17 protein-coding genes are annotated in these 18,227 nt (G+C 43.9%); 5 read left to right on the forward strand and 12 right to left on the reverse strand.

Annotated features, from left to right (window positions below):
- Positions 1-95: 95 nt before the first annotated feature.
- Together KDM92_RS02850 and KDM92_RS02855 are read left to right on the forward strand one after the other, a co-directional pair.
- Complete coding sequence (locus KDM92_RS02850) at positions 96-797, forward strand: UPF0149 family protein (RefSeq protein WP_189344436.1); 702 nt, start codon at positions 96-98, stop codon at positions 795-797.
- 258 nt (positions 798-1,055) lie between these two features.
- Positions 1,056-1,310, forward strand: a complete 255-nt coding sequence (locus tag KDM92_RS02855) for an acyl-CoA-binding protein (protein WP_189344437.1) — start codon at positions 1,056-1,058, stop codon at positions 1,308-1,310.
- A 142-nt stretch (positions 1,311-1,452) separates the two neighbouring features.
- Here the strand turns inward: KDM92_RS02855 and KDM92_RS02860 are convergent, their stop codons facing one another.
- Positions 1,453-2,430: a 2-hydroxyacid dehydrogenase gene (locus tag KDM92_RS02860; protein ID WP_230408121.1), complete on the reverse strand. Its 978-nt coding sequence runs from the start codon at positions 2,428-2,430 to the stop codon at positions 1,453-1,455.
- Between the two features lie 273 nt (positions 2,431-2,703).
- On the opposite strand from KDM92_RS02860, the gene fdxA reads away from it, so the two are divergent.
- Together fdxA and KDM92_RS02870 are read left to right on the forward strand one after the other, a co-directional pair.
- Positions 2,704-3,027, forward strand: coding sequence for a ferredoxin FdxA (fdxA, locus tag KDM92_RS02865; RefSeq protein WP_189344439.1), 324 nt, complete (start codon positions 2,704-2,706; stop codon positions 3,025-3,027).
- A 93-nt stretch (positions 3,028-3,120) separates the two neighbouring features.
- On the forward strand, positions 3,121-4,200 hold the full coding sequence (locus tag KDM92_RS02870; protein ID WP_212682892.1) for an NAD(P)/FAD-dependent oxidoreductase: 1,080 nt from the start codon (positions 3,121-3,123) through the stop codon (positions 4,198-4,200).
- 86 nt (positions 4,201-4,286) lie between these two features.
- Here KDM92_RS02870 and KDM92_RS02875 read toward each other — a convergent pair whose 3' ends face one another.
- On the reverse strand, positions 4,287-5,063 hold the full coding sequence (locus KDM92_RS02875; protein ID WP_212682893.1) for an SDR family oxidoreductase: 777 nt from the start codon (positions 5,061-5,063) through the stop codon (positions 4,287-4,289).
- A gap of 395 nt (positions 5,064-5,458) precedes the next feature.
- Between KDM92_RS02875 and KDM92_RS02880 the strand changes: the two genes are divergently transcribed.
- On the forward strand, positions 5,459-7,129 hold the full coding sequence (locus tag KDM92_RS02880) for an electron transfer flavoprotein-ubiquinone oxidoreductase (protein WP_212682894.1): 1,671 nt from the start codon (positions 5,459-5,461) through the stop codon (positions 7,127-7,129).
- Between the two features lie 88 nt (positions 7,130-7,217).
- Here the strand turns inward: KDM92_RS02880 and KDM92_RS02885 are convergent, their stop codons facing one another.
- The 10 genes from KDM92_RS02885 to nuoG form a co-directional block, all read right to left on the reverse strand.
- The gene (locus KDM92_RS02885) at positions 7,218-7,799 is read right to left on the reverse strand and encodes an NUDIX domain-containing protein (RefSeq protein WP_212682895.1); all 582 of its coding nucleotides are present in this window, start codon (positions 7,797-7,799) and stop codon (positions 7,218-7,220) included.
- A gap of 14 nt (positions 7,800-7,813) precedes the next feature.
- Positions 7,814-8,116, reverse strand: a complete 303-nt coding sequence (locus tag KDM92_RS02890; RefSeq protein WP_212682896.1) for a DUF2818 family protein — start codon at positions 8,114-8,116, stop codon at positions 7,814-7,816.
- 24 nt (positions 8,117-8,140) lie between these two features.
- Positions 8,141-9,619, reverse strand: a complete 1,479-nt coding sequence (gene nuoN / locus KDM92_RS02895; RefSeq protein ID WP_212682897.1) for an NADH-quinone oxidoreductase subunit NuoN — start codon at positions 9,617-9,619, stop codon at positions 8,141-8,143.
- A gap of 28 nt (positions 9,620-9,647) precedes the next feature.
- Positions 9,648-11,141 (reverse strand): NADH-quinone oxidoreductase subunit M, encoded by a 1,494-nt coding sequence (locus KDM92_RS02900; RefSeq protein ID WP_212682898.1) that lies wholly within the window; start codon positions 11,139-11,141, stop codon positions 9,648-9,650.
- A gap of 20 nt (positions 11,142-11,161) precedes the next feature.
- Positions 11,162-13,207 carry an NADH-quinone oxidoreductase subunit L gene (gene nuoL / locus KDM92_RS02905; RefSeq protein ID WP_212682899.1) on the reverse strand — a complete coding sequence of 682 codons (2,046 nt, stop codon included), beginning with the start codon at positions 13,205-13,207 and terminating at the stop codon, positions 11,162-11,164.
- 90 nt (positions 13,208-13,297) lie between these two features.
- Complete coding sequence (nuoK, locus tag KDM92_RS02910) at positions 13,298-13,606, reverse strand: NADH-quinone oxidoreductase subunit NuoK (RefSeq protein ID WP_189344446.1); 309 nt, start codon at positions 13,604-13,606, stop codon at positions 13,298-13,300.
- Complete coding sequence (locus KDM92_RS02915; RefSeq protein ID WP_212682900.1) at positions 13,607-14,254, reverse strand: NADH-quinone oxidoreductase subunit J; 648 nt, start codon at positions 14,252-14,254, stop codon at positions 13,607-13,609. It abuts the gene before it with no gap.
- A gap of 18 nt (positions 14,255-14,272) precedes the next feature.
- Entirely contained in the window at positions 14,273-14,761 is a 489-nt protein-coding gene (gene nuoI, locus KDM92_RS02920) for an NADH-quinone oxidoreductase subunit NuoI (RefSeq protein WP_186889854.1), read from the reverse strand.
- Positions 14,762-14,801: 40 nt separating this feature from the next.
- Positions 14,802-15,887: an NADH-quinone oxidoreductase subunit NuoH gene (gene nuoH / locus KDM92_RS02925; RefSeq protein WP_189344448.1), complete on the reverse strand. Its 1,086-nt coding sequence runs from the start codon at positions 15,885-15,887 to the stop codon at positions 14,802-14,804.
- Entirely contained in the window at positions 15,887-18,217 is a 2,331-nt protein-coding gene (gene nuoG / locus KDM92_RS02930) for an NADH-quinone oxidoreductase subunit NuoG (protein ID WP_212682901.1), read from the reverse strand. The genes nuoH and nuoG overlap by 1 nt, the downstream gene beginning before the upstream one ends.
- Between the last annotated feature and the right edge of the window lie 10 nt (positions 18,218-18,227).

Below are 18,227 nucleotides of genomic sequence, written 5' to 3' on the forward strand. Positions count from 1 at the left end.
AGCGCTACACTTCTGCAATTAAATCAATGCGTAAGTCAATACGTAAATAACGCAACGATAAGATCAAAAAAACCACCTGGAAACGAGCAAGTATCATGCATCTAGATGAACCACTAAGTGACAAAGAGTTTAACGAACTCGACAAATTTTTAATGTCAGACGCTGTCGGCGATGATGGCATGACCATGGATGCCCTGCATGGCTACCTTACCGCAATTGCGCTCGGACCTGAGGCAATTGCAATGACAGAATGGCTACCTCACGTGTGGGGTCTTCCAGACCAAGGCGAGCCCAAATTCAAAAACGCCAAAGAAATGCAACGCATCACTAATTTGATAGCACGTTTTATGAACGAAATTCAAATTACTTTTGAAGTCGCTCCACAAGAATTCGAACCATTATTTTGCGTGATGGAAGAAAATGGCAAAGAATTGATCGATGGCGAAACTTGGGCTTGGGGATTTTGGGAAGGTATGCAATTACGCGCAGAAGCTTGGGAAGCTGCATGGGAATCGCCAACGATTGCACCGCTGCTCGAACCCATCTATCTGCTCGGCGCAGAAGAAATCAAAGAAGAAGAGACTAAACTAGTTGATACAGCTGAAAAATGTCATCATCTAGCCTTAAAACTAGAAGCCTCGATAGGAGAAATTCGACGTTTTTGGGCACCAATACGTAAGTCTGGCGTAACTACCGTGAAACGTGATACGCCAAAAGTTGGCAGAAATGATCCCTGCCCTTGTGGCAGTGGGAAAAAATTTAAAGTTTGTTGCGGTGCAGAGCCAACCATACATTAATTTTCGCTAGGCTCAGGCTGAATTGACTTAGCTATTTTTTTAGAACGCCAGAATAATCTGGCGTTTTTTTATGCGCCCCAACTTTCTGTACGACAAATCAAAATTCAGTTTGAGGGATTCTTCTATAGGAAGGCAATAACAATACTGTTAAGCTTGGCTCTGGAAGTAACACATGATTGAGCAACAAATGATCGCATCAGTGCTTCTCAATGAATACTTCTCAGCGTTTTTATCCCTTTTCAGCATCAGGAGATTTTTATGAGCCTCGTCGAACAATTTAATCAAGCTCAGGCCGATTCCAAAAACTTACCGGAACGTCCTGACAATATGACTTTATTGAAAATTTATGCGCTATTCAAGCAAGCTAGTTCCGGTGACGCTAGCGGTGATCGCCCAGGTATGACTGACTTTGTCGCACGTGCAAAATTTGACGCTTGGGCAGAATTAAAAGGTACTTCCAATGAAGCAGCAATGCAGCAATATATTGATTTAATCGAATCGCTAAAAGACTAATTTACCAACAATTCTTAGCAAAAAAGCTCCTCATTTTTCGGTAAATTGGCATCTGCAAACAGGTACAAACCATCAATCTTTGTACCTGTTAATTCACCCCAAAAACAGATCTAAATGGAAGCTTCAAAGGATTCAAACAGGATTAGATTTCCAACACCTCGGGATTGAGTAAATCTGGTGGCAGCTCGCCACGTACTGCCGAAATCACGTTCTTGACTGCCCTATTTACCATTGCTCTGCGAGTTCGCTCAGTTGCGCTAGCAATATGAGGAGTCAAAACCACATTCTTTAACCCTAAAAAATCAGCGTGAAATCGCGGTTCATTTTCAAAAACATCTAACCCTGCGCCCGCAATTTGACCGTTACGCAGTGCTTGAATTAAAGCAGCATCGTCTACGATCCCTCCGCGCGCAATATTAATTAAGGTCGCGCTTGGCTTCATTTGAGCAAGTTCGATAGCACCAATAATATGATGAACTTCGGGCGAATACGGCAACGCCAATATCAAATGATCGGCATGTCGCAATAGTGTCTGTTTATCGACATAGCGGGCGTGATGTGCCGCTAACTCTTTCTCTTCACTAAGTTGACTACGATTGTGATAAATCACCTCCATCCCAAAACCGCTAGCACGGCGCGCAATTGCCTGCCCAATACGCCCCATGCCCAAAATTCCCAGACATGATCCGTGCAAATCTGCTCCCACAAAAAAATCAACACTCCACTTCGTCCACAGACCAGCTCGCAAAAAATGCTCGGCTTCGGTGACGCGTCTTGCTGTTGCCATCATCAACGCCCATGCAAAATCAGCGGTAGTTTCATTCAACACATCAGGTGAATTAGTCGCCATCACCCCATGCTGTGTGCATGCGTGCAAATCAAAATTATCGTAACCGACTGCGATTGTGGAGATAATTTTTACGCCCGATAACTTAGACAATAAGTCCTGATCGACTTTTGCACTGGAAGTGCAAATCATGCCAAATTTGCCTTGTAGGCGTTCTGCCAGTTCACTTTGCGAAAAAATTCTATCCTCTTGATTTAGCTCAAGCTCAAAGAAATTGCTCAATTGCGCAAGCACATCGGGAAACATCGCACGTGCGACAAGCAACTTTGGCATGGAAGTTTTCATAGTCTTTTGCGGCAAAAAGGCCGAATTTAAGAGGAGAACCTGATTATACGGCACAGTAAACTAGTTACACCAAAGTCTCATCTTAAAGAAATAAAGATCTTACGGCGCTGAATCGATTGCCAGATATCACATTTACTTATGCTAATTTTATCTAAGCCGCAATTGTGAGTTAGAACGATTTGCCTTAAAATACAAGGCTTTGCAGCTACCTCAATTTTCTAGTAGCGCTTCATCCCCGATTTCTTTATTGATAGGCCTGTTATGACCCACGTTGTGACCGAATCCTGCATCCGTTGCCGTTATACTGACTGCGTTGATGTTTGCCCAGTGGACTGCTTCCGCGCAGGTCCAAATTTCCTCGTTATTGATCCTGATGAATGTATCGATTGCGCAGTCTGCGTGGCCGAGTGCCCAGTCAATGCGATCTATGCTGAAGAAGATGTGCCGCAAGACCAGATGCAATTCATCAAAATCAATGCTGATTTAGTTCGCAGCTGGCCATCTATCACAAAAACTACCGCTCCCTTATCAGATGCAGATGAGTGGAAAGATGTGAAAGATAAATTGCAATATCTCGAACGATAATCGTAATCACGCGATTATTTGATAATTGCGTAATTAGTGAACTGATTTGGTGAAATCAGTTTGCTTCATTTTTCTAAAGAATATTAAAGTCGTATGGACAATACATCAAATCCAGCAGTATCTACTCCAAGCAATGTGATCGAAGCCGATGCAGTCATCGTTGGCGCAGGTCCAGTTGGCTTGTTTCAGGTCTTTGAACTTGGCTTACTTGAAATCAAAGCACACGTCATCGATTCATTGCCGGTCGTTGGCGGACAGTGTGTTGAGTTATATCCAGACAAGCCTATTTACGATATTCCTGCCGTTCCAGTTTGCACTGGACAGGAATTAACCGATAACTTGCTCAAACAAATCGAACCGTTTGAACCAACTTTCCATTTAAATCAAGAAGTCACTTTAGTGCAACGCCGTGCTGATGGCCGTTTTGACCTGGAAACATCCTTAGGTACAAAGTTCATCACCAAAACGATCTTCATTGCAGCTGGTGTTGGTTCATTCCAACCGCGCACATTAAAAGTAGAAGGCATTGAAGCATTTGAAGGCTCACAAGTATTCTACCGTGTCAAAGATCCTAGCCGTTTCGAAGGTCGCAACTTGGTAATTTGTGGTGGCGGCGACTCCGCACTCGATTGGGCTTTAGCATTAGCTGGCAAAGCAGAGTCTGTGATTTTGTTGCACCGTCGTGAAGATTTCCGTGCAGCTCCTGCCTCAGTCGCCAAGATGAAAGAAATGTGCGACAACTATGAAATGCAATTAATCATCGGTCAAGTGACTGGTATCGAAACAAAAGATGATAAATTAGCTGAAATCAAAGTGACTGGTGCAGATGGTGTTACACGTCGCTTGCCACTCGATGATTTATTGGTGTTCTTCGGCTTATCGCCGAAACTTGGCCCTATCGCTGATTGGGGTTTAGAGATCGAGCGCAAGCAATTAAAAGTGATGGACACGGAAAAATTCGAAACCAATGTCCCAGGTATTTTTGCGGTCGGTGACATCAATACTTACCCAGGTAAGAAAAAGTTGATTTTGTCTGGTTTCCATGAAGCCGCACTGGCTGCTTTTGGCGCTGCTCCGTATATTTTCCCTGAGAAAAAAATCCACATGCAGTACACAACAACATCACCAAAATTGCATAAGATTTTGGGAGTTGAATCTCCAGTATTCGATTAAATTTAATTGAATCAACATCAAAAAAGCGCAAAGAATTTCTTTGCGCTTTTTTCATTTAAACCCTACTAATGAATGACTAAGTTGTACTAAGACGCACTAAGGCCATCATCAGCAGAAACGATAGATCCGTTAATGAAACGGGACTCTTCTGCAGCTAGCAAAAGTAATAATCCATCCAAATCTTCTGGTGTGCCCACTCGCTTTCGGGGCAACATATCAATAAGTTTTTTCCCCTGTTCGGTTCTAAAATGTTCTTCGTTAATTTCTGTTTCGATGTAGCCAGGACAGATCGCATTTACATTAATTCCAAATTTACCCCACTCCACCGCCATCGCTTTCGTCATCTGTACCACTGCCGCTTTACTCATGCAGTAAATACCTAATTGTGGGATCACGCGCAATCCAGCAACCGATGCAATATTGATGACGCGGTGCTGTTTTTTGTGATCGCCTTTATAGCGTGCGATCATTCGTTTGGCAGTTTCCTGTGCCACAAAAAAGGAGCCGCGCTGATTTGTATCCATCACGAACGCATAATCTTCTGGTGTAACATCTACTAGTTTTTGCTGAGTCGAAACTCCAGAATTGTTAATCAGAATATCAATCGGGCCAGCTTCAGTTTCCGCATGTGCGATCGCTGATTTAATACTCGCATAATCTGTCACATCGAGTGTCACTACATGTGCAGCGCCACCATCTGCCTCGATTTCTGCCCGCAATTCTTTTAAACGATCTACTCGACGTGATGCCAGCACAACCTGCGCACCGGCCATCGCCAACACTTTGGCAAATCGCGCACCCAATCCACTAGATGCACCAGTAACAAGAGCGACCTTACCTTCAAAATTAACTTCTATACCCATCTCGATCTCCAACAAATTATCAATACAAAAACCGCTTGCGCCGAATAACAATTTAATTGAATAAGAATTTCGTTACTCAGCGATTTCGTTGAAATCATACTCGCAATCAACATTGCGATGGGCAATTACTGAATCGTTAATCCACTGAAATCAATTTTTTATTAGAAAAGACTGGTCTTTGAACAGAAATTCCACATTTTCTCGATGCACTTAGTTAAGGTTTAGAATGAAAATCTGGGATAATTCGAATTCGAGTGCGAATTCAAATTACAACAGCAATACCGCATTAGAAATCCACCACTAGTTGATCACCTTGCACATTTACGAAAGTGCCAATAAGATCGTGCATCAACTTTAGCTAGCTACAGCATTCAAATTAGAAAGTCCTTACTATGATGACTACTTCACAAAAATTACTAGAAGAATACGGACCACGTGATACGATGGAATATGACGTCGTCATTGTTGGCGGTGGCCCTGCTGGCTTGTCTGCTGCAATTAGGCTCAAACAATTAGCGTCGGAAAGCGGAAAAGAAGTGTCCGTCGTAGTGTTAGAAAAAGGTGGCGAACCTGGCGCGCATATCTTGTCTGGCGCAATTATGGACCCGACTGCACTTGCCGAGTTATTCCCCGATTGGAAAGAATTAGGAGCGCCGTTAAATACACCTGTTACCGAAGATCGTATTTACGTTCTAACTGAAAATAGCGCATTTAAAACGCCAAATTGGTTGGTTCCAAAATGTTTCCATAACGAAGGCAATTACATCGTCTCGCTTGGTAACGTCACGCGCTGGCTTGCACAGCAAGCAGAAGCGCTTGGTGTAGAAGTATTCCCTGGCTTCACTGCAGCAGAAGTGCTATTCAATGAGGATGGCTCGGTAAAAGGGGTTGCCACCGGCAATATGGGTGTCAATCGCGAAGGTGAAGCTTCATCTTCCTTCCAAATCGGAATGGAATTGCATGCGAAGTACACACTATTTGCAGAAGGTGCACGTGGACATCTTGGCAAACAGATGATCGCCAAGTATGAACTCGACAAAGGCAAAGATCCACAATCTTACGGTATCGGCATTAAGGAATTATGGGAAATTGATTCGTCCAAACATCAAGAAGGCCTAGTGGTCCACACTACTGGCTGGCCAATGATGAGTGACTATGCTGGCTCATTCCTTTACCACTTAGAGAACAACCAAGTGGCTGTCGGTTATGTGGTCGGTCTCGCTTACGAGAACCCATACATTTCGCCATTTGAAGAATTTCAACGCTTTAAAACACATCCTACGATTCGTGGTTTCTTTGAAGGTGCGAAGCGCATTTCTTATGGTGCGCGTGCGATCACTGCTGGCGGTTTGCAATCGCTGCCCAAACTAACTTTTCCAGGTGGCGCCTTAATTGGCTGTGATGCAGGCTTCCTAAACATGAGCCGAATCAAAGGAAGTCATGCTGCAATCAAAACAGGTATGCTCGCAGCAACTGCGGCATTTGAAGCACTGGGTGCCAATCGACAGCATGACGAGTTGACCGCTTACACAAGCGCATTTGAAGCCTCTTGGTTGCATGAAGAATTACATGTCGCGCGTAACGTCAAGAATTTATTGAAAAAAGGTGCTTACGGTTCGCCTTTAGTATGGCTTGATCAAGTGTTATTACGTGGTAAAGCGCCCTGGACTTTGCGTCACTCGACACCAGACCACGCTTGTCTGCGCCCTGCTTCTGAGTTCACACCGATTAACTATCCTAAGCCAGACGGTAAGTTAACTTTTGATCGCTTGTCTTCTGTATTCATCTCTAACACCAATCACGCCGAAGATCAGCCTATCCATCTGACATTGAAAGATGCTAGCGTACCGGTCAACGTTAATTTAGCAAAATATGCAGGTCCAGAAAGCCGTTACTGCCCAGCAGGCGTATATGAGTTTGTGAAAACAGATGAAGGCAACGATCGCTTGCAAATCAATGCACAAAACTGTGTGCACTGTAAAACTTGCGATATTAAAGACCCGACGCAGAATATCGTCTGGGTGACACCTGAAGGTGGTGGTGGGCCGAACTACCCAAGTATGTAATTGGTCAACAAAAAGATCCACAATTGAATAGATCCATCAACAGATCCATTTGGGAACATAAAAAAACCGCTGTTTTCAGCGGTTTTTTTTATAAATTCCATTCTTGGTTTAACAGCTTATCTAACCAAAACGCACCGATCACTGTTTTGACATCAGTAATTTTTCCTGCCTTGACCCATTCCAACAGTTCAGAAGCAGGTACCGTAAAGGTCTCCAAAAACTCTTCTTCATCGAGTTTTGCATCACCTGCGACTAAACCACGCGCGAGATAAATATCTAAGTGCTCATCAGCATAAGCAATTGCGTTATGAATCGTGCAAACAAACTGCCATTCACTAGCGGTATAGCCAGTTTCCTCTCTCAGTTCACGTTTAGCACAGGCGAGCGAATCCTCGTTTGGGTCAATCTTCCCAGCTGGAAATTCAATGAAGACTTGATTCAGAGGATAACGAAACTGACGCTCCATCAAGACCGAGCCATCATCAAATAAAGGAAGAATCACAACAGCACCAGGATGCTTGATGTATTCTCTGGTGACTAATTTACCGTCAGGCAGTTTAACGGTATCTTTTTCTACTTGTAAAAAGCTACCTTGATAGACTGACTGACTATCAATTTTGATTTCTGCTAACTGAGGATTTTGATCGGGCTCAAGATCAAGTATGCGCATGGCGAGTTCAAACCTTAATCTGCGCTTTTTCGTAAATAGCGATAAACGAAGCCAGGGAAAGCAAAGACAATGAAAAGGCAAGCGGTAATCGCATAAAACTCCCATCCTTGTGGAAAGCGATTACCTGCATTCGATTCCAGTAGAAATCCTAATGCACCGACGACGAAATAAAGAACAAGCAATTCTAACAGTCGTAACCAAACACTTTTCTTGCTATTCAATCGTATTAAGCCAAAAACACGCTCTGTAAAGAATGGCAAGCTAGCGGCAAGAAGTGCCACGACAATCACAAGCGAACTTGATAGTGATGTATTCAAAGCACTTCTCGTCTAAAAGAATGATCAAACAGTTAAAGTGCTTTTAATTGCATTAATACAGCTTTGCAATAGTGAGCCTGGCATGATACCCAGAATCAGCACTGCTAAACCATTCGCACTTAACACGATCTTCAAGTCCATGTGGGCAACAATAGGAGAAGTATCAACAGGCTCATCAAAGTACATCACTTTGACCACACGTAAGTAGTAGAAAGCACCGATCAGAGAGAACAAGACAGCAACCACTGCTAACCAGATCTGACCAGCTGCAACAACTGAACTTAAGACTGACAATTTAGCGTAGAAACCCATCAACGGAGGAATACCCGCCAACGAGAACATCAGCAACAACATGATGAAAGCGAACCACTTATTGCGCTTATTTAGACCTTTGAGGTCAGCAATATTTTCCGCCTCAAATCCAGCACGTGACAACAACAAAATAATGCCGAACGTACCCAAAGTTGTCATCACATAGGTGATCGCATAAAACATCGACGCACTATAAGCTTCTCCAGCCAAACTAATGTTGCCATTTGAAACACCGGATAAGAAACCGAGCAGCATGAAACCCATTTGAGAAATCGTTGAGTAAGCCAACATACGCTTCAAATTGGTTTGCGCAATCGCAGTAATATTACCAATTGCCATAGATAATACAGCAAGTACCATCAACATTTGCTGCCAGTCGACCACTTGTGGGAACAAGCCCTCCACCAACAAGCGATAGGTAATTGCAAATGCCGCTAATTTTGGAGCACCACCTAATAACAGGGTTACGACTGTAGGCGAACCTTGATAGACGTCAGGCACCCACATGTGGAACGGCACAACGCCTAATTTAAAAGCTAAACCGGCTACCAAAAACACGATACCGAATACCAAAATTGGTTTGTTTGCGGTGGCGGAAGAAGCAACGACAGACATTTCATTCAGGTTCAATGTACCAGTCGCACCATAGAGCATAGAGATTCCGTACAACAAGAAACCAGAAGCTAGAGCGCCCAACACGAAATACTTCATCGCCGCCTCAGTAGAAACTGTATGGTCACGACGCAATGCAACCAAGGCATACAATGCCAGGGACATCAGCTCTAAACCAAGATAAATAATCAAAAGATTATTACCTGAAATCATGACCATCTGACCCAGCAATGCGAATAAAGCTAGCACGTAAAATTCACCGCCAAGCAAGCCATTAGTCATTCCCCGGTCGCTCGCATATTGGCGACCATAAATCAAAGTGACACCTACCGCGATGTAACTAAACATCTTTAGTAAGTTAGACATTGCATCAGAGACAAACATATTATTGCTGAGATAGACCGGACTTGATGTCGTTGCGTTCATTGTTAGCACACCGCATACGCCCAAGGCAATTAGGCTCAACGCGTACGTCACATTGCGCTTATCGTCCGCCAGAAACATATCGATCAACAAGATCGCACAAATCGATAGCAGTAAAAATATCTCAGGATACAGTGATGTTGGAATCATGTTCATATTATTGGTTTCTAATTTCTAATGACGATTATGGAGCAATTTTCGAAGTTGCAACATGCTTCAACAAATCGGCCACGGATACTTGCATAGCATCGGTAAACGGCGCTGGATAAAGTCCCATAGCAATAACAGCGATTGCTAACACACCCAACATAAAGAACTCACGACTATTTAAGTCACTTAATTTAGCTACATGGTCATGCGTAATCGCACCAAACACCACACGTTTTACCATCCATAAAGAATAAGCAGCGCCGAAAATTAAAGCTGTCGCAGCCAATAAACCAATCCAGAAGTTATATTTGACAGCGCCAATAATAACCATAAATTCACCAACGAAACCAGACGTAGCTGGAAGACCGCAATTCGCCATCGAGAATAAAACGAATAAAGCGGCAAACTTAGGCATGGTATTGACCACTCCACCGTAGTCAGCGATTTCACGTGAATGTACGCGATCATACAAAACACCAATACACAAGAACATCGCAGCAGAAATAAAGCCATGCGAAATCATTTGTACAATCGCGCCCTGCACTGCTAATTCATTAAACATGAAGAAACCAAGTGTCACAAAACCCATGTGGGCAATTGATGAGTACGCCACCAATTTTTTCATGTCCTTCTGCACCAGTGCTACTAGGCCAATGTAGATGACGGCAATCAAAGACAGCGTAATCATCATGCCAGATAAATAGTGGCTCGCATCTGGCGCAATTGGTAAAGAGAAACGTAAGAAGCCATAAGCTCCAAGCTTCAACATAATCGCTGCCAAGACCACAGAACCACCAGTTGGCGCCTCGACGTGAGCATCAGGTAACCATGTATGCACTGGCCACATCGGGACTTTCACGGCGAATGCCATTAAGAACGCTATAAATAACAGAATTTGCTCATGCAAACTTAATGGCAATTGATGCCAAGTCAAGATATTGAACGAGTGATTTGACTTGAAGTAGAGATAAATGATCGCTACCAGTGTCAGCAAAGAGCCGAGCAAGGTGTATAAGAAAAATTTGAATGCAGCATAAACACGATTCGGTCCGCCCCAGATACCTACGATGATGTACATCGGAATCAATGTCGCTTCGAAGAAGACATAAAACAATAATCCGTCTGTCGAGCAGAAAACACCAATCATGAGACCAGACAAAATCAAGAACGCACCCATGTATTGAGCCACATTTTTCTCGATCACTTCCCATGCAGCAATCACGACGATAACCGTAATAAATGCGGTCAAAGGCACTAGCCACATTGAGATACCATCGACACCTAGCGCATAGAAAGCATTAAATCGTTCGATCCAATTGAATCGTTCAACAAACTGCATACCATGCGCAGCGTTATCAAATCCTTGAATCACAGGAATTGTGACAGCAAAGCTAATTAGCGAACCAACTAAGGCAATCAGACGAACCAATGATGGGTTCTTATCACGACCAAAAGCTAATACGAAAACGCCAAATGCGATAGGTAACCAAATCGACAGGCTTAATAATGGAGAGTTTGACAGCATCATGATTATCTTATTATGGTCACTTATTTAGCAAACGGTGTAGGCGCAAAATGCATGAAATAAATCAAGAAGCCTAATACACCCAAAATCATTACCAGCGCATAGTGATAAATGAATCCAGTCTGGAACAAACGAATTAATTTGGAGAACAAGCCAACTAATTTCGCACTACCATTTACGACTAAACCATCAATCAAACCTTTGTCGCCAACATTCCACAAGCCACCGCCCAATAAGCGCGCACCGCCAGCAAATACGACTTCGTTAAATTTGTCCATGTAGTATTTATTATCAAGCAAAGCAAATACTGCACTGAACTTTTGCTTAATCATGGCAGGGATAGATGGTTTCACCATGTAGAAGTAATAAGACAAGGCAACGCCAGCTACCGCTAACCACAATGGCGCGGTTTGTAAAGAGTGCACTGCCATCGCTTGCCAGCCATGGAACTCTTGCTTTAACTCACTCATCGCATGATGTGCATGCGCATCGACAAAGATCACATCTTTAAAGAAATCGCCATATAGCATAGGTTCGATCACGTACAAACCAATCAATACAGATGGGAACGCTAACAATACGAGTGGAACCCAAACTACGGCAGGCGATTCACGCGGTTTTTGTCCTGGTGCCAAGCCATGATGATGATCATCATGGTGGTCGTCGTGTCCATGTGCAGCATGTGCATGTCCGAAGTTTTCTTTACCATGGAACACCAAGAAATACATACGGAAAGAGTAAAACGCGGTCACGAACACACCAGCCAATACTGCGAATTTAGCGAAACCAGAGCTAGGCAGATGTGACAACATCACTGCTTCAATAATCGAATCTTTTGAATAGAATCCAGAGAAGAATGGCGTACCAATCAAAGCTAAAGAACCAAGCAAAGATGTGATCCAAGTGATCTTCATGTATTTACGCAGGCCACCCATGTTACGAATATCTTGATCATGATGCATACCTATGATCACGGAACCAGCTGCCAAGAACAATAAGGCTTTGAAGAAAGCGTGCGTCATCAAATGGAACACGGCGACAGAGTAAGCCGAAGCGCCCAAAGCAATGGTCATATATCCCAATTGAGATAATGTTGAGTACGCAACGACGCGTTTAATATCATTCTGAATAATGCCAAGGAAGCCCATGAACAATGCGGTGATAGAACCGATAACCATGATAAAACTCAAGGCTGTATCGGACATCTCAAACAACGGTGACATACGAGAAACCATGAAAATACCTGCAGTCACCATCGTCGCAGCATGAATCAATGCAGAGATCGGGGTTGGACCTTCCATCGAATCTGGCAACCAAACATGCAAAGGAAACTGTGCAGATTTACCCATCGCACCAATGAACAAGCAAATACATGCAACGGTAATCAACATCCAATCCGTGCCAGGCAACATCAAGGGAGCGAGCTGCTCTTTCTTTGCAAACACTTCGGCATAATCCATCGAACCGGTGTAAGCAACCAACAAGCCGATACCTAAAATGAAGCCAAAATCACCAACGCGATTAACCAGAAATGCTTTCATGTTGGCATAAATAGCCGTTGGCTTGGTGTACCAAAAACCGATCAACAAATAAGATACCAAGCCAACCGCTTCCCAACCGAAGAAAAGCTGCAAGAAGTTATTGCTCATAACGAGCATCAACATCGAGAATGTGAACAAGGAGATGTAAGCAAAGAAGCGGTTGTAGCCTTCATCTTCCGCCATGTAACCAACAGTGTAGATATGCACCATCAGGGACACGAATGTGACCACGCACATCATCATCGCTGTCAAACTATCGACTAAAAAACCAACTTCCAACTTCAAACTACCCACTGTCATCCAGTGATATAAAGTCGCGTTGTATCTTGCACCATCCAAAACTTCGGATAAAGTCATACAAGACAAAATAAAAGCGATCAAGACCCCAAGAATCGTCGCAGAATGCGACACCTTGCGTCCAACCAGATTTCCAAAAAATTTGGTGCCTAACAGACCTGCTATTGCCGCACCAGCTAATGGTGCTAATGGTACTGCCAGCAATAAATGTGGGTTAAGTTGCCCCGCCATAATGACCCTTTGTTATCTTGATTCTTTTAAATTCTAGAATTGTCTTACTTGTCGCCGACCAAAAAAATTATCCGCTAAAAATACTAGCTATTAGCCTTTCAAGCTTCCCAAGTCGTCAACGTTGATTGTGTCCAAGTTGCGGAATAAAACAACCAGAATCGCTAATCCAATCGCGGATTCAGCAGCGGCTACCGTCAAAATGAAAAACACAAATATCTGCCCCGCAGCATCCCCAAGATAGTGAGAGAACGCTACGAAATTCATGTTCACTGATAACAACATCAATTCTATTGCCATCAATAAAACGATGATGTTCTTGCGATTCATGAAAATGCCAACTACTGAAATCGCAAATAAAATCGCGCCCAAAATCAAAAAGTGAGTTAATGTCAAAGTCATTTATGCACCTGTTTTTTCTGTATTTGTCTGTGCATCGTTTTTCGTCGCTGTGCGATCAGACTCCGCCTTCATACTGACGATACGAATACGATCAGCGCGCTTCACTTTCACCGCCGCAGCTGGATCGAAATACTTGCTGTCTTTGCGACGACGCAATGTTAAGGCTACCGCCGCAACAATCGCCAATAACAAAATTACTGCCGCAACTTCAAACGCAAAAATGTAATTCGTAAAAATCTCTATACCTAATGCTTTTGTCCCGCCAATGTCGGACGCAGCTGCTGGCACAGAATTGTCTGGACGCAAAAAGCCCTTCAATAATACTGCTGACATTTCAAGCGCTACAATCACGCCAACAATTGCAGCTAAAGGCAAACGCCCCCAAAAACCTTCGCGTAACTTATCCATATTGATGTCTAACATCATCACGACGAATAAAAACAAGACCATGACAGCGCCAACATAAACCAACACCAACACAATCGCTAAAAACTCAGCTTTCAATAACAACCAGATACCAGCTGCAGTAAAGAACGACAACACCAAAAACAATGCAGCATGAACAGGATTACGCGCAGTAATCACTTGTGTCGCAGCGAGAATCAAAATCGCTGAGAATGCATAAAATAAAGCAGTAACAAAATCCATAATTCGGCTCTTCCAGTCTTAGCGGTATTTGGCGTCAGCTTGACGTGCTGCCGCAATCTCTGGTTCGTAACGATCACCCACTGCCAGCAACATCTCTTTAGTGAAATACAAGTCACCCCGTTTTTCACCGTGATATTCCAATACATGCGTTTCAACAATGGAATCAACCGGGCAAGATTCCTCGCAAAAACCGCAGAAGATACACTTAGTCAAATCGATGTCATAGCGCGTCGTGCGACGTGAACCATCTTCACGTTGATCAGATTCGATGGTAATTGCCATCGCTGGACACACTGCTTCACACAATTTACATGCGATACAACGTTCTTCGCCATTTGGATAACGACGCAAAGCGTGCAAACCACGAAAACGCGGTGACTGAGGTGTTTTTTCCTCAGGAAACTGCACCGTGATTTTACGTGCAAACATATAACGACCAGTCAAGGCTAAACCCTTGATCAACTCGCGCAGCATTAAACTGCCAAAGAAATCCTTAATTGCTTCCATTATTTGCTTCCATTATTTGCTAGCGTTTTTCTTTAGCTGATTACTTCCAAATATTCCAGGAGGTTTGCATCCATGCAGCGACGATAACCAAATAAACCAAGGTCAGTGGGATAAATACTTTCCAGCCCAATCGCATAATTTGATCATAGCGATAACGTGGGAAAGAAGCACGTGCCCAAATAAACAGGGAAACCACAAAGAAGGTTTTCACACCCAACCAAATCCATCCGGGTAAATAAGCCAACAAGCCGAGTACAGGAACCTCATGACCAATTGGAGAATTCCATCCACCCAAGAACATTAAAGACGCGAGTGCAGAAATCAAAATCATGTTGGCATACTCTGCCAAGAAGAACATTGCAAAGGACATCCCAGAGTATTCAACCATATGACCAGCAACGATTTCAGACTCACCTTCAACAACGTCGAAAGGATGGCGATTTGTCTCGGCAATACCGGAAATGATGTAAATCACAAACATTGGCAACAACGGCAACCAGTTCCAAGACAAGAAATTCCAGCCTTGCTCTGCGAAGTAACCTTTAGATTGACCATTAACCACATCAATTAAATTTAAACTACCAGAGACCATCAACACAATAACCAGAACGAAGCCCATCGCGATTTCGTAAGAAACCATTTGCGCAGATGCGCGCATCGCACCGAGGAAAGCATATTTTGAATTTGAAGCCCAACCAGCGATGATGATGCCGTAAACTTCCATCGAAGTGATCGCCATGATCAACAACAAACCTGCATTTACATTCGCCAACACCACATCTGGACCAAAAGGTACAACCGACCACGCGGCTAAAGCAGGCATAATCGTCATAATCGGAGCGATAACGAATAAAACTTTATTCGCTTTTGCTGGAATGATGATTTCTTTAAGTAGCAACTTCAAAGCATCGGCAATAGGCTGTAATAAACCTGCTGGGCCAACGCGATTTGGGCCAAGACGCACATGCATCCAGCCAATCATTTTACGTTCCCACAAGGTCAAATAAGCAACGCAGCCCATCACTGGTAATGTGATGCAAACGATCTTGATCAACGTCCACACTAATGGCCACAAACCACCAAGGTATTGCACGCCGTAAGATTGAACCGTATCTAAGAAATTCATTATGCACGCTCCACATTAATTGGGCCGAACATCGCACCCAGTTGATGCGTTGCCAAAACACCGGCAGCCACGCGCACGACTGTCGCGGGCAAAGATTTATCAAGCTTAGCAGAAGCCATGACTGAAGCACCTGCTTGAGTGAGTTTTACAAAATCACCATCTGCGATACCAAGGCGAGCAAACTCCGCAGCACTCAAACTCACTGCGCTCGCTTTGGCGTCGGCGGTACGCTGTAAAGATTCGGCACGACGAACAATCGCATCTGTAGCGTAAATCGGCACATCAGAAACACGCTCCAAGCCTGTAGTCGCAGCAGAATTCGAAATTGCGACGTCAACTAAATTCGTTAATTTATTCGACAAATCAGTTTGTCCTTGACCCAAAACTGTATCGCGAACTGACTCAGCTGTTTCAAATTCGAAGTTGTCCAAACCTAGCAAGTTACCAAGTACGCGTAAAACCTTCCATGCTGGACGAGTATCGCCCAAAGGTTTAACTACACCGTGGAAACTTTGCGCACGACCTTCGCAGTTAACAAAAGTACCCGCTGTTTCCGTGTAAGGAGAGACTGGCAACAATACATCAGCATATTCCATGCCATGCTTAAATGGAGACATGACCACAACCATATCAGCTTGCGCCAACAAAGCTTGTGCTTGATTTGGATTTGCAAAATCGTGTTCAGGCTCGGCATTCAACAAGATTACTGCTTTACGCGCATTACTCAGTACATTTGCTGCAACTTCCGCACTCGCTGGTACCGCGTCAGCCAAATAAGCACCCACAGTATTTGCAGCTTCAGTCAAATAGCCAAAGCCCGCGCCAGTATTCTGTGCAATCCATTGTGCTAAAGCGTGAAGTTTAGCAGCGTCAGGATGTTGCGATGCTGTGTTCCCGAGGAAAACACCAGATGAAGCCGCTTCGGCGCCAGACAATAAGCTGGCTGCAATTGCTTGTGCTGATTCTGATACGCTTACCTCTGCCAATCCAGCTGGCTTAGCAATTTGCTTAGTGTCGGCAACTGCGATGGCAACTTCAGACAAGAAAGACAACCAAGCAGATGGAGCTAACACAGCCTTAGTGGCAACCTTCATTAACAGTTCGTCGTCTGTTGCATGCAAAACACTTAATTTCGCACCAGACTTCACTGTCTGGCGCAAGCGAGCTGCCAACAATGGATGATCTTTACGTAAGAAAGAACCAATCACAAAAACATTTTTCAACTGCGCAAATGCCGCAATTGACATACCCAACCACGGTTTAATCTTTGCTGTCAGTGCAAAGTCAGATTGACGCAAACGGGTCTCAATATTTTCGGAGCCTAAGCCACGAACCACGCGTGCCAATAAACTCATTTCTTCCAAGGTTGAATTTGCCGTCGCAAAACCAGCAATCGAGTTCGCACCGTGTTCATGTTTCACATTCTTCAAACCATGCGCCACATACTCTAATGCGGTCTGCCAGTCAGTTTCTTGCCATTGACCGCCCTGCTTCAGCATAGGCTTGGTCAAACGATCTGCACTATTCAAACCTTCGTAAGCAAAACGATCTTTATCGGAAATCCAGCACTCATTCACTGCATCATTCTCTAAAGGAACAACACGCATTACTTTATTGTTCTTCACCTGAACGATCAAATTGGAACCGAGTCCATCATGCGCACTAACGGACTTACGACGAGACAATTCCCAAGTGCGAGCAGAATAACGGAAAGGCTTAGAGGTCAATGCACCAACAGGGCAAAGATCAATCATGTTGCCAGACAATTCAGAATCAACAGTCTTACCAACAAAAGAAGTAATTTCAGAGTGCTCGCCACGACCCAACATTCCGAGTTCCATTACACCAGCCACTTCTTGACCAAAGCGGACACAGCGCGTGCAATGAATACAGCGGCTCATCTCTTCCATTGAAATCAATGGGCCTACGTTTTTGTGGAAAACAACACGCTTTTCTTCTTGATAACGTGAACTGGTCTTACCATAGCCTACTGCCAAATCCTGTAATTGACACTCACCGCCCTGATCGCAAATCGGGCAATCCAATGGGTGATTGATCAATAAGAATTCCATTACATCTTTTTGTGCTTTGGTCGCTTTATCGCTATTGGAGCGCACAATCATGCCTTGCGTAACTGGCGTCGCGCATGCTGGTAATGGCTTAGGAGCTTTTTCAACTTCCACTAAACACATGCGGCAGTTTGCTGCAATCGACAATTTCTTGTGATAGCAAAAGTGAGGAATGTAAGTGCCAAGTTTATTGGCAGCTTCCATGACCATGCTTCCCGCAGGGACTTCTACTTTTTTGCCGTCTATTTCAATTTCAACCATGGTGTGCTCT

Origin of the sequence: Affinundibacterium baiyunense, assembly GCF_018139645.1 — a bacterium.
In the GTDB taxonomy this organism is placed as follows: Bacteria; Pseudomonadota; Gammaproteobacteria; order Burkholderiales; family Burkholderiaceae_D; genus Undibacterium; species Undibacterium baiyunense.

Bases quoted from the DNA above. Each gene is read 5' to 3' on its own strand.
- KDM92_RS02850 (WP_189344436.1), top strand. From the start codon at position 96: ATGCATCTAGATGAACCACTAAGTGACAAAGAGTTTAACGAACTCGAC.
- KDM92_RS02855 (WP_189344437.1), top strand. From the start codon at position 1,056: ATGAGCCTCGTCGAACAATTTAATCAAGCTCAGGCCGATTCCAAAAAC.
- KDM92_RS02860 (WP_230408121.1), bottom strand. From the start codon at position 2,430: ATGCCAAAGTTGCTTGTCGCACGTGCGATGTTTCCCGATGTGCTTGCG.
- fdxA (WP_189344439.1), top strand. From the start codon at position 2,704: ATGACCCACGTTGTGACCGAATCCTGCATCCGTTGCCGTTATACTGAC.
- KDM92_RS02870 (WP_212682892.1), top strand. From the start codon at position 3,121: ATGGACAATACATCAAATCCAGCAGTATCTACTCCAAGCAATGTGATC.
- KDM92_RS02875 (WP_212682893.1), bottom strand. From the start codon at position 5,063: ATGGGTATAGAAGTTAATTTTGAAGGTAAGGTCGCTCTTGTTACTGGT.
- KDM92_RS02880 (WP_212682894.1), top strand. From the start codon at position 5,459: ATGACTACTTCACAAAAATTACTAGAAGAATACGGACCACGTGATACG.
- KDM92_RS02885 (WP_212682895.1), bottom strand. From the start codon at position 7,799: ATGCGCATACTTGATCTTGAGCCCGATCAAAATCCTCAGTTAGCAGAA.
- nuoN (WP_212682897.1), bottom strand. From the start codon at position 9,619: ATGAACATGATTCCAACATCACTGTATCCTGAGATATTTTTACTGCTA.
- KDM92_RS02900 (WP_212682898.1), bottom strand. From the start codon at position 11,141: ATGATGCTGTCAAACTCTCCATTATTAAGCCTGTCGATTTGGTTACCT.
- nuoL (WP_212682899.1), bottom strand. From the start codon at position 13,207: ATGGCGGGGCAACTTAACCCACATTTATTGCTGGCAGTACCATTAGCA.
- nuoK (WP_189344446.1), bottom strand. From the start codon at position 13,606: ATGACTTTGACATTAACTCACTTTTTGATTTTGGGCGCGATTTTATTT.
- KDM92_RS02915 (WP_212682900.1), bottom strand. From the start codon at position 14,254: ATGGATTTTGTTACTGCTTTATTTTATGCATTCTCAGCGATTTTGATT.
- nuoI (WP_186889854.1), bottom strand. From the start codon at position 14,761: ATGGAAGCAATTAAGGATTTCTTTGGCAGTTTAATGCTGCGCGAGTTG.
- nuoH (WP_189344448.1), bottom strand. From the start codon at position 15,887: ATGAATTTCTTAGATACGGTTCAATCTTACGGCGTGCAATACCTTGGT.
- nuoG (WP_212682901.1), bottom strand. From the start codon at position 18,217: ATGGTTGAAATTGAAATAGACGGCAAAAAAGTAGAAGTCCCTGCGGGA.